The sequence below is a fragment of the Pedobacter humicola genome (assembly GCF_056490705.1).
Genome location: NZ_JBWJIG010000015.1, coordinates 107,315 through 122,340 on the forward strand (window position 1 = coordinate 107,315; position 15,026 = coordinate 122,340).

The following is a 15,026-nucleotide window of genomic DNA, read 5'->3' on the forward strand; positions in this document are numbered from 1 at the left end:
ATCTTTTTGCTTCCACTCGCAGTTCAGGCGCAGACAGTTGTAACCGGTACGGTAAAAGATGAAAAAGGATTGCCGGCAGTTGGGACCTCGGTAACCGAAACCGATGTGAAAAATGGAACCTCAGTTGATGGCAACGGTAAGTTTACCCTCACCTTACAGGGAAAACTAAGGGTTTTAACCTTTACATTGGTAGGTTACAAAACGCAAAAGGTTACTGTAGGCGCCTCAAATGTAGTAACCGTAAACCTGGAGGAAGATTTAAACAAATTGAATGAAGTTGTGGTGGTGGGCTATGGTACACAGCGTAAAACAGATTTAACAGGTTCGATTAGTTCGATTAAGAGTGAAGATCTGAATCTCGGTGGTACCACTTCAAACATCGGGCAGGCCATTCAGGGTAAGGCAGCAGGTGTACAGGTACAGCAAACCAGCTTTGCTCCGGGTGCCGGAATGTCGATAACCGTGAGAGGTGGTAATTCCATTAATACCACCAATAGTCCACTTTATGTTATTGATGGATTCATATCTGATAATGGGAGTACTGTAAACCCGAACGATATTGAAGATATCCAGATTTTAAAAGATGCTTCGTCAGCAGCAATATATGGTGCAAGAGGTGGTAATGGCGTTGTGCTCATTACAACAAAAAAAGGCAAGGCGGGTAGGGTAGCCATCGATTTAGATTTATCAAATGGTAACCAATATTTAACCTATAAACCATCTTTATTAAATGGTCAGCAATATACTGATATTCAGAATGCTACAGCAGTTGAAGATGGGAAGCCTGTTTTATTTCCTCCTTCTTTCGTTGTTGCCAATACGAATTGGCTGGATGAAGCTACTCAGAAAGCGTCCGTGCACAATAGGAGCCTGAGTATTAGCAGCGGAGACCAAAATTCGAAAATTTATGTATCAGGTAACTATATGAATCAGCTTGGTGTTTTAAAAGGTACCGGACTGGAAAAATATACTGCCCGAATTGGTGCCGAAAAAACGCTTAATGAACGTTTAAAGTTGGGTGCAAATTTTTACGGATCGAGCGCTAAGGTATTGCAACAATCATACTCGGCTGACATTACCGCTCCATTATTCGGCTTATTAACAGCACTGCCAAACATTCCTGTTTATAATGCAGATGGAAGTTATTACCGTTACCAAGGTAAAGATAATGCCTTGGCCAGTTTACTGGAACCGACCAATACGAGTACCAATAAATTAGTAAATGGAAATGTTTCATTGGATTATCAGATTATCAAAGGTTTAACTTATCATCTTGGCGCTGGGGCAGAATATACCAACCTGAACGAAGGGCAATATATTCCCAGGACGTTAAGCGCAGGAGCAAAAAACGGAGGTTTAGCTGCTGAAAAAAGTTCTACCACATTTAGGTGGTTAGTAGAAAACTATTTAACCTATAAATATAAAACTGGTGATCATGATTTTACATTTTTGGCCGGAGTATCTAATCAGAAAGATGTAAACGACTTCATTGCTGCAGGTAGCAAAGGCTTTCCTACTGATGCCTATTTGTTCTATAATCTGGGTGCAGGATCAACCCCAAATGGTTCAGGCATTACCATAAGGGATTTAGGTAATGGCTATAATAGCTTTAAAGAACAATCTACCTTCAATTCAATGTATGGAAGAATAAATTATAATTATAAAGATAAATTATTAACATCCTTTACCTTAAGAAGAGATGGTTCTTCAAAATTTGGTCCTAACTATAGTTATGGATATTTCCCTTCAGGAGCTGTTGCCTACAAATTTACGGATGAGGAATTTATCAAAAACTTAAATACCTTTTCAAATTTAAAATTACGTGCAAGCTATGGGGTAACTGGTAACGACCGTGTTCCTAATTACTTGTATTTAGCAACTTTTACCAATTACAGCACGGTACTTAAACCGGGTGATCCATTGCAAATCGGTACTGAACCTAAAACACTGCCTAACCCTGATTTAAAGTGGGAAAGTACTACACAGTACAATTTTGGTATCGACATGGGTTTCTTAAACGGACGTATTAATGCAACAATCGATCTTTATGCGAAGAAAACAACTAATTTATTGGTTAACATTCCTTTAGAACAATATTGGGGTTTTAATAACATAACCGTAAATGCTGGATCCATCCAAAACAGAGGAATCGAATTTTTATTAAATACAGTAAATGTTCGTAATGATAACTTTACCTGGAATACCAATTTTAATATTTCATTAAACCGTCAAAAAGTATTATCGTTAGGTCCGGTTAACCAGATTTCAGTTAATACGGCAAATCCCAGTGGTACGGTATCAGGCCGCGAGTTTTCGAGAGTTATTGCAGGGCGCGAACTTGGTGAACTTTTTGGATATGTATATACAGGTGTGATTAAAACAGGAGAAACCTATGCTCCTCAACCGGGTTCGAAAGCTGGCGATCCAAAATATCAGGATGTAAATGGCGATGGTAAAATTACACCAGATGACATGACCTTTTTAGGTAATTCGACCCCTCGTTTTACTTTAGGTTTTGGAAACGACTTCCATTACAAAGGATTTGATTTAAATATTTTCTTCCAAAGCTCATTCGGCTATTCATTGTATAACATGAACAGATTGGTATTGGAATCCACAACAGGGGCAGATGCATTGAATAGATTTGTTGCTGGAGTGAATGAAAACACAGACGTTCCGCGCGAAGGATATTTTCTAAGTACTTATGGCAGTTATGTTAATTCCCGTTTTGTAGAAGATGCATCTTACCTGCGATTAAAATCTGTTTCTTTAGGATACAGTGTGCCAACCAAATGGTTAGACCACATTAAGGTGATTAAAGGTTTTAGGGTTTATGCTGAAGCACAAAACCTATTTACGATCACCAATTACAGTGGAACCGACCCTGAGGTAAACTCACACTCCACCAGTAACTTTGGAGGAGGGATTGATTTTAATGCCTTCCCGGCGTTCAGAACATTTTCGGCCGGAGTAAAGCTAACCATCAACTAACAATATAATTTCCTGCTTTACAGGATCAATAAAGATAAAAAGATGAAAAAATATAAGATTATTCTTGCGATTACTGCGGTTGTACTTTTGCAGTTTTCATGTAAAAAAGATTTAGATCCCGTGGTGTATAGTAGTTTAACACTAGGCAATGCTTTTAAAACGAAATCTGATGCTATTGCTGCTGTGAATGCTGTTTATGCGCGTTTAAAAGGGCCGTCGGTTGGCGATAATTTTGATTATTGGACGGTAAGACATTTTGCTCTGACCGATTTAACAACCGATGTTGGGCACTGTAGCTATGGAGGAGATCCGGGACAACTGTCAAACATTCAGTGGAATTCGGAGAATGGCTTAATTGCTGAAGATTGGAGACAGATATATAAACTTATTGCAAATGCAAACAATGCAATCTTTAACCTTTCCAATATGACCGCCATCACGGCTGAAGAGAAAAGTCAGTTTCTTTCTGAAATGAAATTTTTAAGGGCGGTAGCTTACATGGATTTAACCGATGCCTGGGGGCCTGTGATTTTAGCAACTGAAAAAGATGTGGAAGAAGCCAGTAAATCGCCTAACTACTTTGCCAATAAACCATTAACCCCGCTCGATCAGATAGAAACTTTTTTAATCAACGATCTACAAAGTGTGGCTTCAGTTTTACCTGTTAATTATGCCAATAATAAAATCTATTCTACCAATGATGTGGGTCGTGCTACAAAGGGTGCCGCGCTTACCTTATTGGCGAAATTATATCTGCGCCAGCACCAATGGCAAAAAGTAGTAGATGTAACCAAGCAGGTAATGGATTTAAAGGTTTATTCGCTTTTTCCAAGTTATGAAGGACTTTTTGCTGAAAGCAATCAATGGTGCTCGGAAAATATTTTCTCGGTATTAAGTGATGCAAATGTGAATGGAACAGAGTTGTTAAATCACTTTGGTCCACAACAGCATCCGGTTTTAACTGATAGATGGCAATACTACGCCGTTACCTGGGATTTTTACAACAGTTTTGATAATGCCGATGACCGGAAAAAACTTTTCTTTCCTGAATATGTAGGTGTTGATAAACTGGTGCACAAACAAGCACCTACATTGGGCGCAACGCCACCTGCAGGAGTATTTTATATGCAGGATGTGGCCACTGCGAAATATGCAGATGCGAATGGAGCCAATACGTATTATGATGGACATAGTGTAAATATACTCCGTTATGCGGATGTGCTTTTGAGCAGGGCCGAAGCGATAAACGAATTGAGTGGACCAAATGCCGAGTGTATCGATCTGATCAATCAGGTAAAAGGAAGGTCGCACGCTAAACTTTTAGTCGCCGCTAATTATAACCAGACAACCTTAAAAGACGCCCTTTTGCAAGAACGTGGCTGGGAATTGTTTTATGAAGGGAAAAGACGATCAGATTTAATCAGATTTGGTAAGTATGATACCATCGTAAACGGATATTTAAAACGTATCAATCAAACCCCAACTGTGGTAATGCCGCGGGATCAATTTTTCCCATACCCTTTAAATCAGGTGAACATCAACCCGAATTTAAATAACGCTGGCAGACAATAATTTCTTAATTTTATAATGTTTAAAAAGAATATGCAGTTTTTACTGCATATTCTTTTTTATTTAAAAACGGGCATCCCTACGTGTTAACCATTTTCAATGCTATGAAGTACTTTTTCAAACTTATTGTTTTACTGGCAGTGTTTACTTTTTACGGTTGTTACCGGGGCGAAGGCATCAAAGAGATCAAGCTAGGCTTACACAATAACAATGTGCTAAAGATACAGATTGATGTCACTGCAAATGCCGCTGTTGATGCCTACGTAGAATACTGGCCAAACAAAATTGCAAATGCACATAAGGAAAGTACAGCACTATCGAAAGATAAAAGCATCCATAAATTTGTGCTCTGCAATATCATTCCTAAAACCAGCTATGCGTATCAGGTTATTACCATAAAAAACGGAGCAAAAAAGGTAAGCAAAATTTACACCTTTGTTTCTAATGAGCTGCCGGAATGGCTTAAGGACCAGTTTAAAGCGAAAAGTGCCGATGAAAAACTAATACCTAAAGAATTAAAAAACGGATTAATATTGGTTAACAAAAGGTACGCACCAGGAATGGCCTATCTGGTTGATTATAAAGGCAGGTTGAGGTGGTACCACATGGTAGATAATGTGGGTTTTAAAGTGATCAATTTTACAAAAGATAAAACCCTGCTTTCTATTTTGGGCGGTAATGATGAGCCAACAAGTTATGGTAGCCAGATATTGGAGCTTAACTTGGAAGGCGATACTGTTTTACTGTTGAAAAAAGGGCAGGGCGATTTTAAACAGACCATTCATCACGAAATTTTAAAAAATCAAAAAGGAGAACTGGTTACCCTTTTTGTTGATCGGAAGATAACCGATTTGAGCCATATTGGCGGAAGCAAACAAGATACGATCAATGGAGACGGTATCCTGGTGATGGATAAAAAAGGTAAACAGATCTGGAAATGGAGTGTGTTTGATAGCCTAGATCCTTTCAGTGACAAAGCTTTACTTAAAACAAAAAAAGATTGGATGCATGCCAATAGTTTAAACTACGATAGAGATGGAAACTACATCATTTCCTTTTATAACAACGGGCAGATTTGGAAAATAGATGCCAAAACCGGTAAAGTAATCTGGAAATTTGGTAAAGGCGGGACCATTAAAATGCCAGCCAATACCGGTTTTTCGCAGGCACACGCTGTACACATCAATGCTGAAGGAAATCTAATGTTTTTTGATAATGGAATAGAAAAACATCAGTCTGGTGCTTATGCATTTAAACTAAATGAGCAAACACAAAGTGCAAGTTTAGATCTGCATATCCAATTGCCTCCACAGATCTATAACGACCGTATGGGGAGTGCCTACATGATCAATAAAGATCATGTATTGTGTTGCAGTTCCAAAAGGCATATTGTGGTACTTACCGATAGAAAAGGTGTATTGTTGTGGACGCTGGAAGCTTCCGTGCCTGCATATAGGGGGATATTCGTAACTTCGGATCAGCTAAGTCCTTTTTTAAAGCCTTAATCTATGAAAAAAACTTTACCCCTCATTTTTACAATTGTAATCAGCCTATCCTTTTGGGGATGTAAAAAAGGTGATATTAAAAACCTGAACAGTATTGGTTATGGTTCATCCTTTGGGATGTGCGTTGGTTATTGTTCCAGTAACCTCCTCATCAGCGATTTAAAGCTCACTTTTTCAAAATCTAAAAACGGGCAAAGTACCGATACCAAAACCTGTAGCAAAACAATTTCTGAAGCTGATATCGATGCCATTAAAAAAGAATTGAATATCGACAAAATTTCGGCCATGCCCGAAGTAATCGGCTGCCCTGATTGTGCGGATGGCGGTGCAGAGTGGATCGCGATCAATGCGGATGGTAAACAATATAAAATTACCTACGAATACGGTAAGGCCCCAAAAGAACTGGAAGCTGCAGCTGCACGGTTGAGAGTACTGAAGGATAGTTTTAAGGACTGTAATTAAGCATTACTGGTTCTTAAATTTTTTTAGCTAAAAACCGAAGACAAACTGTTTGTATAGGACCCTTAAACATAAGCGTTGAGACGGATCCTGGGCGGAGCTGTGACAATTGTATCAGAATAAAGTCCGAAGCAAATCTGTAGGTATTACATCCTAACGGTTAATTATTTATAACGTTTCATTGTCATGTTTCTAATGATTAGACCACATTGAATTAATTGTTTTACCGATTATTATCGGGCTTTAATCTTATTATCTCCGATATCGGTTCCTTCAAAGATTATTCTTTTATCCAATGTGCTTACCAGTTCAGAAAGTTCGTAAACATTTCTATACCCATACCCGTAAAGGTTAATGTAGGTAGGGATATTTAAAGCCAATGAAATAGGGGCTATCTTTTTGTTGATCAGGCCAGGGATAACCGTTTTGCTTGCAAAATTTGCCTGATCGTTTATAAAATTATTATTGCAATAGATTAATATTCTGGTATCGGCATTTGGGATAATCTTTAAGAGGTTTTGTTGTGTAAAATCAGAGAAATTTAAATGTATGGCACCTTTAACATGTTTCCGTTTATATAAGCTATCCGAGCGTGTGTCTAAGATGATAGTGCCTTTTTCTTTTGCCATTTTTAAAAAAGTGGGCAGGTCTGCCAACCTGTTTTTTCGATGGGCTTTTACCTTTGGAAGTAATTTCTCATAAGCATCAAAGTCTACATTCGCCTTTCTTTTAACTGGCGTTGTGTTTTGTGCATTACATAAGCAGGCCATGCCCAGTAATATGATGGTTAAGATTTTAGTTATCATACTTCGGGTATCTGAATCATTAATTTCCACCTAAAATAATCGGGGCACTTTTACCATTGCCCATGATAATAACTTTCGTATTTGCTGATTTAGCAATTTCCTTTTGTGCCAATATCGATTCGTATTGGAGCTGGCGATCGCTCAAGCCTGTAGAAAGAATGCGCTGGTAATCGGCAATACCTTGTGCTTCCACTCTTTTACGTTCGGCTTCCTGACGTTCCTTTTGGAGTACAAAAGTCATTTTTTGTGCATCCTGCTCTGCATTTATTTTAGATTCGATACTGGCTTTTACCGATGCTGGTAGCGTGATGTTCCGTACTAAAAGCTGCTCCAGCTCTAGGCCTCTTTTGGCAAAACTTTTTTCTATGGTATTAAATATTTTCGCCTGAAATTCATCCCTTTTACTGGAGTATAATGCAACCGCATCATAAGCTACTGCATTATCTCTTATGGCTGTGCGCGAAACCGGGCGGACAATCTTTTCCAGGTAATCGGTTCCTATCTCCCTTAAAATGTTAGGTGCTGCACTTCCTTTTACCCTGAATAATACCGAAAGGTCGATAATAACCTCCAATCCATCGGCAGATAACACGCGTAAGGCATCGTCAGTTTGTTTATTGCCTTCATCATGAACGCCAGACATGGTGTAATTCTGGGTTTTAACATCAAACGGTGTAATTACGGCAATCGGGTTGATCACATTTAAACCGCTGTATAAAACATCGTTGTCTACTTTTCCGAAAACAGTTTTAACACCAACCTGGCCGGCATCAATTACCTTAAACATAGAGAAGGAGAGGCCTATAATGACCAGCACCACACCGATAATTTTGGTGATGCTGCTGTAGCGGCCAATAAGATTGTTTTGGTTAGCAAAGGCAAAACCAATAAAAATGACTATAATCCCGATGATACTTAAGAACATATAATTTAGATTTTTGATTAAAGATAAAGTATTTCGCACAATCTTTTACGGATTTAAAGCAGGTGTTTTTTTATACTTTTAAATGTATTTTAATGGGTATAGGAAAAGGATTGGGGAAATAATATTTTTATAAAACTTGTCAACCAGACGCTAATCGTTCTACCTGCTTTGTTAACTAAACCCGATATGTGGAAAGCGGGTTCTTCACGGGCTGGTAACATTAGCTCCGAAGGAGTTCCTTTGGAACGGGGCCGAACCCGGCCTAAGGATGGCTGAAATTGCTTTCCAAAGCACGGCTTATAATCCTAAAAGATGCTGTAATGGATTTAATGTTTATGGGGAGAAAGATTGCTTCAGGCCATTACCATTTCCCCTGATTCAGTCCTCAATGACGGCAAGCGGGAGTAAGAACCGCAACTCCTTAACCTTCAACCGAAAACTGTGCCTAAGGCATCCCTTTGGGAATAATCGCCAACTGAAAACTTTTTACGCTAAGCCCTTGATTTTTAAAAAGAATTGTTCTACTTTTGCAGTCCGTTTTATGGGCTATCCGCAAGGATGCCGGGGGAGCGGTAAATTTTTTAATAAAAAAACATAAAAAAGCACAATGCCAACCATTCAACAATTAGTTAGAAAAGGTAGAGTAGCACTGGAGTTCAAGAGTAAGTCTCCAGCGTTGGACAGCTGTCCACAGCGAAGAGGTGTATGTACACGTGTGTACACCACTACCCCTAAAAAACCAAACTCAGCAATGCGTAAAGTAGCCCGTGTTCGTTTAACGAACGGTAAAGAGGTTAATGCATACATTCCTGGAGAAGGTCACAACTTACAGGAACACTCAATCGTATTGATCCGTGGTGGTCGTGTTAAAGATTTACCAGGTGTACGTTACCACATCATCCGTGGTGCATTAGATACATCAGGTGTAGCTGGTCGTAACCAACGTCGTTCTAAATATGGTACTAAACGTCCTAAACCAGGACAGGTAGTTGCGGCACCAACAAAAGGTAAAAAGAAATAATCGGGAGGAAATAAGAAATGAGAAAGTCAAAACCAAAAAAGAGAATTATTCTTCCTGATCCAAAATTTAATGATGTTCAGGTAACTCGTTTTGTAAACAATATGATGTACGATGGAAAAAAATCTATCGCATATGCTATTTTTTACGATGCTGTTGAAATTGCTGAGAAAAAAGCAGGTGAAAACGGTTTAGAGATCTTTAAACGTGCTTTAACTAACATTATGCCAGCTGTAGAGGTTAAATCCCGTCGTGTTGGTGGTGCTAACTTCCAGGTTCCAACTGAGGTTAGACCAGAGCGTAAAACAGCTTTAGGTATGAAATGGTTAATTTTATACGCTCGTAAACGTGGCGAAAAAACCATGAAAGAGAAATTAGCTGGTGAAATCGTAGCTGCTGCTAAAGGTGAAGGTGCCGCTGTTAAGAAAAAAGAGGACACGCATAAAATGGCTGAAGCCAACAAAGCGTTCTCTCACTTCAGATTCTAGTATTAGGATTAACAGATTAGTAAGATTACACAGATTTAATTAGAAGATTATACTGATTAGATAAATTACACCGATTTGTTTTAACATAATCGGTGTAATCATTTAAAATCAGATAAATCAAAAATATAACATGGCAAGAGATTTAAAATTTACAAGAAATATTGGAATCGCCGCTCACATTGATGCAGGTAAAACTACAACAACAGAGCGTATTCTTTATTATGCTGGTGTAAGTCATAAAATTGGTGAAGTGCACGAAGGTGCTGCAACAATGGACTGGATGGCACAAGAGCAAGAGCGTGGTATCACGATCACTTCTGCTGCAACTACTGTTGAGTGGAAATACAGAGGTCAGGCTTACCACATGAACATTATCGATACACCGGGACACGTGGATTTTACCGTTGAGGTAAACCGTTCGTTACGTGTATTAGATGGTTTAGTGTTCTTGTTTTCTGCAGTTGATGGTGTTGAGCCTCAATCAGAAACCAACTGGCGTTTAGCTAACAACTACAATGTTGCCCGTATCGGTTTCGTTAATAAAATGGACCGTTCAGGAGCCGACTTCTTAAAAGTTGTTAAACAGGTTAAAGATATGTTGGGTAGTAATGCAGTTCCTTTGCAATTACCTATCGGTTCTGAAGATCAATTTAAAGGTGTGGTTGATTTGATCAACAACCGTGGTATCGTTTGGAATGAGCATGATAAAGGGATGACCTTTACTGAAGTGCCAATCCCTGAAGATATGCTTGATGAGGTTGCTGAGTGGAGAGAGAAATTATTAGAATCAGTTGCTGATTATGATGAGTCTTTAATGGAGAAATTCTTCGAAGATCCGAATTCAATTACTGAGCGCGAAATTTTAGATGCTTTACGTGCAGCTGTTTTAGATGCCAAAATCGTTCCGATGGTTTGTGGTTCATCTTTCAAAAACAAAGGTGTACAAACTATGCTTGATTATGTGATGGAATTATTGCCTTCACCTATGGATAGCGAAGGTGTAACGGGTACTAACCCGGATACAGGTGCTGAAATTTTGTTGAAACCTAGTATCAATGAGCCATTTGCTGCATTAGCGTTTAAAATCGCAACCGATCCTTTCGTAGGCCGTTTGTGTTTTATCCGTGTGTATTCAGGTAACTTAGAAGCTGGTTCTTACGTATATAACACCCGTTCAGAAAGTAAAGAGCGTATTTCACGTATCTTCCAGATGCATGCTAACAAGCAGAACCCGGTGCCTAATGTGGCGGCTGGTGATATTGCTGCGGTAGTTGGATTTAAAGATATCAAAACTGGTGATACACTATGTGATGAGAAACACCCAATCGTTCTTGAATCAATGAACTTCCCTGAGCCGGTTATCGGTTTAGCTATTGAGCCTAAAACTCAGGCTGACGTTGATAAATTGGGTATGGGCTTAGCTAAATTGGCTGAAGAAGATCCTACATTCAGAGTTCAAACTGATCAGGAAACTGGTCAAACTGTTATCTCTGGTATGGGTGAGTTACACTTGGATATCTTAATTGACCGTTTAAAGCGCGAATTTAAAGTAGAGGTTAACCAAGGTGCGCCGCAAGTAGCTTACAAAGAAGCTATCTTCGGTACCACTCAACACCGCGAAACATACAAGAAACAATCTGGTGGTCGTGGTAAATTTGCTGATATCCAGGTGATTATTTCGCCAATCGATGCTGATTTCGAAAAAGGTGGTTTACAGTTCGTAAACGAAATTACAGGTGGTTCAATTCCACGTGAATTTATCCCTTCAGTAGAAAAAGGATTCGCTGCTGCGATGTCTAATGGTGTATTAGCTGGTTACCCACTTCCTGATATGAAAGTACGTTTGATTGATGGTTCATTCCACGCAGTCGATTCGGATGCTTTATCATTTGAGCTTGCTGCTAAAATGGCATATCGCGAAGCTTTACCTAAGTGTAAGCCTACTTTGATGGAGCCAATCATGAAAATCGAAATCTTAACCCCTGAAGAAAACATGGGTGATGTGATTGGTGATATGAACCGTCGTCGTGGTCAGTTATTAGGTATGGATACCCGTAACGGATCTCAGGTAATTAAAGCAACTGTGCCACTTTCTGAAATGTTTGGTTATGTAACTCAGTTACGTACAATCACTTCAGGTCGTGCAACTTCTACAATGGAATTCGACCACTACGAAGCTGCGCCTAAAAACGTACAGGATGAAGTAATTGCTAAATCTAAAGGAAGAGTAAAATCTGAAGATTAATTAGTATCAATATAATAGTATCGAGTATCAAGACTTAATGCAGGTCTCGATACTTGATATTAACTACTCGATACTAAAAAAGATAAATCCGGTCTTTGTTATTAATAGCTCTAACAAGGATCATAATTAAAATAAAAATGAGCCAAAGAATCAGAATTAAATTAAAATCTTACGATTATAATTTAGTAGATAAATCTGCTGAGAAAATCGTAAAAACTGTTAAACCTACGGGTGCAGTTGTAAGTGGTCCGATTCCACTTCCTACAGAGAAAAAAATCTTTACTGTTTTACGTTCTCCACACGTAAACAAAAAAGCGAGAGAGCAATTTCAATTATGCGCTTACAAACGTTTATTGGATATTTATAGCTCTAACTCTAAAACAGTTGATGCTTTAATGAAACTTGAATTGCCTAGCGGTGTTGAAGTTGAAATCAAAGTTTAATTGATTTAAAAAGAACAGAGAAGTCCCGGTGTAAACCGGGACTTTTTTTATGCACCTGAAATTTGAAACAAAAGGAGCGTTGATCGGTTTAACAGTTATGAAAAAGCACGAAAATCAAGAGGAATTACCTATTGAAGGGCAGGATTTTGCAGATCCAAAGGAAGAACTAAAAGTAAAACCTTCCTCGCATGGTGAAGTTGCGAATCAGAAAGGGAGTGATTTTTCCGAGCTTGAGGAAAGCAGGATGGAAAATCCGCCTGAACACAGAGATGAAAATGGATCGAGCAAAGATGATTTAGATAGCAATACTAAGATAGATCAAAGTAAAGGCGTAAAATAGACCTTTAATCGATGATGCCGTTCCGTACTACGTAGTTGATCAGGGAGGCAGTGTTTTTCTTTCCGGTTTTATCCAGTAAATTCTGACGGTATCCTTCGATGGTTCTTTTACTGGTAAATAGTTTTTCAGCGATTTCGCTGTTTGTATAACCGTCGGCAATAAGATAGAGGATTTCAATCTCCCTTTTTGTGATATTTAGGTTAGATAAATCAGATTTAAAATGTTTATTAAAGCCGTTTTCGCCCAATAATTTTAATGCTACGCCTGTTGATAAATGTTGATAGCCTATAGCTGCCTGATTAATGGCAAAAACAATTTCGTAAGCACTTACATTTTTGAGTAAGTAAGCACTTGCACCAAGTTCGAAACAGATTAAGATTTCTTGAAGCTCATCTATCCCGCTCAAAACAATAACGTTGATGTGTTGAAAAGATGTTTTTACGTTTCTAATTAAGTCTAAGCCGCCCATTATTGGCATTTTTAGATCTGTGATAATGATCTTAGGTGCTTCATGATTTTGTAAGTAATCAATCGCCTCCGATCCATTCGATACCTGACCAACAATCTCAATTTCCGGGAACTCTTCCAATATAGCAGTGATGCCATTACGCACAATTGCGTGATCATCAACGAGTAATACTTTTATTGGAATATTCAATTTAATGGTTAATTTACCTACAGGGCTAAATTCAAATATCGATATAATAAAATATGGCAATTAGTGTGTTAATACTTAAAATAAGCGTATTAATACGTAATTTGTATGTTGGAAAGATTAGCTGTATGCTAATTAATGGGTATTTTTTGAAGAGTACCCTATAAGGTCAAATATGATGCCCCAATAAAAGCAGGTTTGTTTAAAAGGGAAATTAACAGGATAGATTGCTTGATAAAGACAGTTAGGAGCAGTTCAGCCTGCATTCTCAATCTTTTATTATTTTAAACCATCTGGCTCTGAATCATCCATTTATCGTGAATGTGTACTATAATTTATTGATTATTAACAGGTTTTTAGTGTGCATGATTTTTTGGCAGGTAATAAATAAGCATGGATTAAACTTTTTCCCTATGATAATTGTTGTTAGTCTAGAAGCATCTGCAAATAATAAGGATTATGGAAATGAATGACAATAAGAATGTAGATCCTCAACTGGGCAATAATCGTGATGAGGATATCGAATGGGACAATGGAGAGGCTACCTATGGTCATAAACGTGCCGATTTTAAACGAAAGGACCAGCCTAATGAGGCGCATTTGGCAAAAACAGAAAATGATACCCATCACAACCTCAACGAAGAGTTAAAGAACGCGAACCTGAGCCAGAATGAAGATATTGGCAACAGAAATAAAGAAAGTGATAAAGGGATAAGTGGAAAGGATTTATAGTATACCGCGTATTAAAAAGGGAGTATTCATATAGAATAATCCCTTAATAATATCAATGGATTTTCCGGTAGATGGAAAAGAATTAGGATTCCACAACTGAAATGCGTTAATCAAGCAGCAAATGCCCTTAAATCGTTTAGTCTCTGATTTTTTAATCTTTATCGCGAATCCTACAGTGCTACAAATTTCAAGAACTTAAAATCAAATTACAAGGTATCCAGTATATATGCCTTGACATAAGTCAATTTTTTATGTCTTTATAGCATAGCTGACCTGTCAGTATAAATCACTGGTTTGAGAATAGTCCTGCTTAATCCGTTCCCCATAATTTTTAACTTTATCAACATATTCCGGAGCTTTTTCCTTTAAATCATCAATTAACGATTTTCCATCTGTAGCTCTCTTCTTGCTGGCATATTTGAGACCGTAAACAGCTGCTGCGCCTAAAATGGCATATTTCAATAATCCCATAAACTTAATCATTTATATTCCTGTATTTAAAGCATGATTTTCATCTGTTTCATCAATCCCTTTGCCCGTCTTAAAGTCGTCTGATGAACTTCCGGTATGGCTTTCGGCACTTTTTATAGTGGGGTGTTGATCAGCGCTGTTGTATGGGTCATCACTAAGAGAATCTTTACCCTGAGTACCCGAATTGTCGAAACCATCCTTTGCTAATGGATTACCCTTAATCAGCTCACCGGGTTCTTTGCCGTAAGCAGTTACGACGTTAGTATCATTACCTTTTTCGTACGCTTTTTGTACATCCGATTTTTCAGATTGCTCATCGCCAGATCCTACGTAACCTTCCGTATGTTCTTCTTTATTATAGATACTCGTTTTCATATTA

At 38.3% G+C, this 15,026-nt stretch carries 15 protein-coding genes; 10 read left to right on the top strand and 5 right to left on the bottom strand.

Annotation, left to right across the window (positions count from 1 at the left end; all coding sequences use genetic code 11):
• The first annotated feature begins 6 nt into the window (after positions 1 to 6).
• The 4 genes from AC04Q1_RS20805 (at position 7) to AC04Q1_RS20820 (ending at position 6,527) form a co-directional block, all read left to right on the top strand.
• Entirely contained in the window at positions 7 to 2,991 is a 2,985-nt protein-coding gene (locus tag AC04Q1_RS20805; protein WP_478366487.1) for a SusC/RagA family TonB-linked outer membrane protein, read from the top strand.
• A 42-nt stretch (positions 2,992 to 3,033) separates the two neighbouring features.
• Positions 3,034 to 4,563, top strand: coding sequence for a RagB/SusD family nutrient uptake outer membrane protein (locus tag AC04Q1_RS20810; RefSeq protein WP_478366488.1), 1,530 nt, complete (start codon positions 3,034 to 3,036; stop codon positions 4,561 to 4,563).
• Between the two features lie 101 nt (positions 4,564 to 4,664).
• Positions 4,665 to 6,065 (top strand): aryl-sulfate sulfotransferase, encoded by a 1,401-nt coding sequence (locus AC04Q1_RS20815; RefSeq protein ID WP_478366489.1) that lies wholly within the window; start codon positions 4,665 to 4,667, stop codon positions 6,063 to 6,065.
• A gap of 3 nt (positions 6,066 to 6,068) precedes the next feature.
• Positions 6,069 to 6,527 carry a hypothetical protein gene (locus AC04Q1_RS20820; RefSeq protein ID WP_478366490.1) on the top strand — a complete coding sequence of 153 codons (459 nt, stop codon included), beginning with the start codon at positions 6,069 to 6,071 and terminating at the stop codon, positions 6,525 to 6,527.
• Between the two features lie 230 nt (positions 6,528 to 6,757).
• On the opposite strand, the gene AC04Q1_RS20825 is transcribed toward AC04Q1_RS20820, so the two are convergent.
• On the bottom strand, positions 6,758 to 7,330 hold the full coding sequence (locus AC04Q1_RS20825) for a rhodanese-like domain-containing protein (protein WP_478366491.1): 573 nt from the start codon (positions 7,328 to 7,330) through the stop codon (positions 6,758 to 6,760).
• Between the two features lie 19 nt (positions 7,331 to 7,349).
• Positions 7,350 to 8,255 (bottom strand): prohibitin family protein, encoded by a 906-nt coding sequence (locus AC04Q1_RS20830; RefSeq protein ID WP_478366492.1) that lies wholly within the window; start codon positions 8,253 to 8,255, stop codon positions 7,350 to 7,352.
• Positions 8,256 to 8,862: 607 nt separating this feature from the next.
• Between AC04Q1_RS20830 and rpsL the strand changes: the two genes are divergently transcribed.
• The 5 genes from rpsL (at position 8,863) to AC04Q1_RS20855 (ending at position 12,789) form a co-directional block, all read left to right on the top strand.
• The gene (gene rpsL, locus AC04Q1_RS20835; RefSeq protein ID WP_029278631.1) at positions 8,863 to 9,276 is read left to right on the top strand and encodes a 30S ribosomal protein S12; all 414 of its coding nucleotides are present in this window, start codon (positions 8,863 to 8,865) and stop codon (positions 9,274 to 9,276) included.
• A 17-nt stretch (positions 9,277 to 9,293) separates the two neighbouring features.
• On the top strand, positions 9,294 to 9,761 hold the full coding sequence (gene rpsG / locus AC04Q1_RS20840; protein ID WP_055910127.1) for a 30S ribosomal protein S7: 468 nt from the start codon (positions 9,294 to 9,296) through the stop codon (positions 9,759 to 9,761).
• Between the two features lie 130 nt (positions 9,762 to 9,891).
• Positions 9,892 to 12,006: an elongation factor G gene (gene fusA / locus AC04Q1_RS20845; RefSeq protein ID WP_478366493.1), complete on the top strand. Its 2,115-nt coding sequence runs from the start codon at positions 9,892 to 9,894 to the stop codon at positions 12,004 to 12,006.
• A 137-nt stretch (positions 12,007 to 12,143) separates the two neighbouring features.
• Positions 12,144 to 12,449 carry a 30S ribosomal protein S10 gene (gene rpsJ, locus AC04Q1_RS20850; RefSeq protein ID WP_008244591.1) on the top strand — a complete coding sequence of 102 codons (306 nt, stop codon included), beginning with the start codon at positions 12,144 to 12,146 and terminating at the stop codon, positions 12,447 to 12,449.
• 97 nt (positions 12,450 to 12,546) lie between these two features.
• The gene (locus AC04Q1_RS20855; RefSeq protein ID WP_478366494.1) at positions 12,547 to 12,789 is read left to right on the top strand and encodes a hypothetical protein; all 243 of its coding nucleotides are present in this window, start codon (positions 12,547 to 12,549) and stop codon (positions 12,787 to 12,789) included.
• A gap of 4 nt (positions 12,790 to 12,793) precedes the next feature.
• Here the strand turns inward: AC04Q1_RS20855 and AC04Q1_RS20860 are convergent, their stop codons facing one another.
• Positions 12,794 to 13,447 carry a response regulator gene (locus AC04Q1_RS20860; RefSeq protein ID WP_478366495.1) on the bottom strand — a complete coding sequence of 218 codons (654 nt, stop codon included), beginning with the start codon at positions 13,445 to 13,447 and terminating at the stop codon, positions 12,794 to 12,796.
• Positions 13,448 to 13,903: 456 nt separating this feature from the next.
• Between AC04Q1_RS20860 and AC04Q1_RS20865 the strand changes: the two genes are divergently transcribed.
• Positions 13,904 to 14,176, top strand: a complete 273-nt coding sequence (locus AC04Q1_RS20865) for a hypothetical protein (RefSeq protein ID WP_478366496.1) — start codon at positions 13,904 to 13,906, stop codon at positions 14,174 to 14,176.
• A 276-nt stretch (positions 14,177 to 14,452) separates the two neighbouring features.
• Here the strand turns inward: AC04Q1_RS20865 and AC04Q1_RS20870 are convergent, their stop codons facing one another.
• Entirely contained in the window at positions 14,453 to 14,659 is a 207-nt protein-coding gene (locus tag AC04Q1_RS20870) for a YtxH domain-containing protein (RefSeq protein WP_478366497.1), read from the bottom strand.
• The gene (locus AC04Q1_RS20875; RefSeq protein WP_478366498.1) at positions 14,660 to 15,022 is read right to left on the bottom strand and encodes a hypothetical protein; all 363 of its coding nucleotides are present in this window, start codon (positions 15,020 to 15,022) and stop codon (positions 14,660 to 14,662) included.
• Positions 15,023 to 15,026 lie beyond the last annotated feature (4 nt).

Coding starts and splice junctions, on each gene's coding strand:
- AC04Q1_RS20810 (WP_478366488.1), top strand. CDS start 3,034: ATGAAAAAATATAAGATTATTCTTGCGATTACTGCGGTTGTACTTTTG.
- AC04Q1_RS20815 (WP_478366489.1), top strand. CDS start 4,665: ATGAAGTACTTTTTCAAACTTATTGTTTTACTGGCAGTGTTTACTTTT.
- AC04Q1_RS20820 (WP_478366490.1), top strand. CDS start 6,069: ATGAAAAAAACTTTACCCCTCATTTTTACAATTGTAATCAGCCTATCC.
- AC04Q1_RS20825 (WP_478366491.1), bottom strand. CDS start 7,330: ATGATAACTAAAATCTTAACCATCATATTACTGGGCATGGCCTGCTTA.
- AC04Q1_RS20830 (WP_478366492.1), bottom strand. CDS start 8,255: ATGTTCTTAAGTATCATCGGGATTATAGTCATTTTTATTGGTTTTGCC.
- rpsL (WP_029278631.1), top strand. CDS start 8,863: ATGCCAACCATTCAACAATTAGTTAGAAAAGGTAGAGTAGCACTGGAG.
- rpsG (WP_055910127.1), top strand. CDS start 9,294: ATGAGAAAGTCAAAACCAAAAAAGAGAATTATTCTTCCTGATCCAAAA.
- fusA (WP_478366493.1), top strand. CDS start 9,892: ATGGCAAGAGATTTAAAATTTACAAGAAATATTGGAATCGCCGCTCAC.
- rpsJ (WP_008244591.1), top strand. CDS start 12,144: ATGAGCCAAAGAATCAGAATTAAATTAAAATCTTACGATTATAATTTA.
- AC04Q1_RS20855 (WP_478366494.1), top strand. CDS start 12,547: ATGAAAAAGCACGAAAATCAAGAGGAATTACCTATTGAAGGGCAGGAT.
- AC04Q1_RS20865 (WP_478366496.1), top strand. CDS start 13,904: ATGGAAATGAATGACAATAAGAATGTAGATCCTCAACTGGGCAATAAT.
- AC04Q1_RS20870 (WP_478366497.1), bottom strand. CDS start 14,659: ATGATTAAGTTTATGGGATTATTGAAATATGCCATTTTAGGCGCAGCA.
- AC04Q1_RS20875 (WP_478366498.1), bottom strand. CDS start 15,022: ATGAAAACGAGTATCTATAATAAAGAAGAACATACGGAAGGTTACGTA.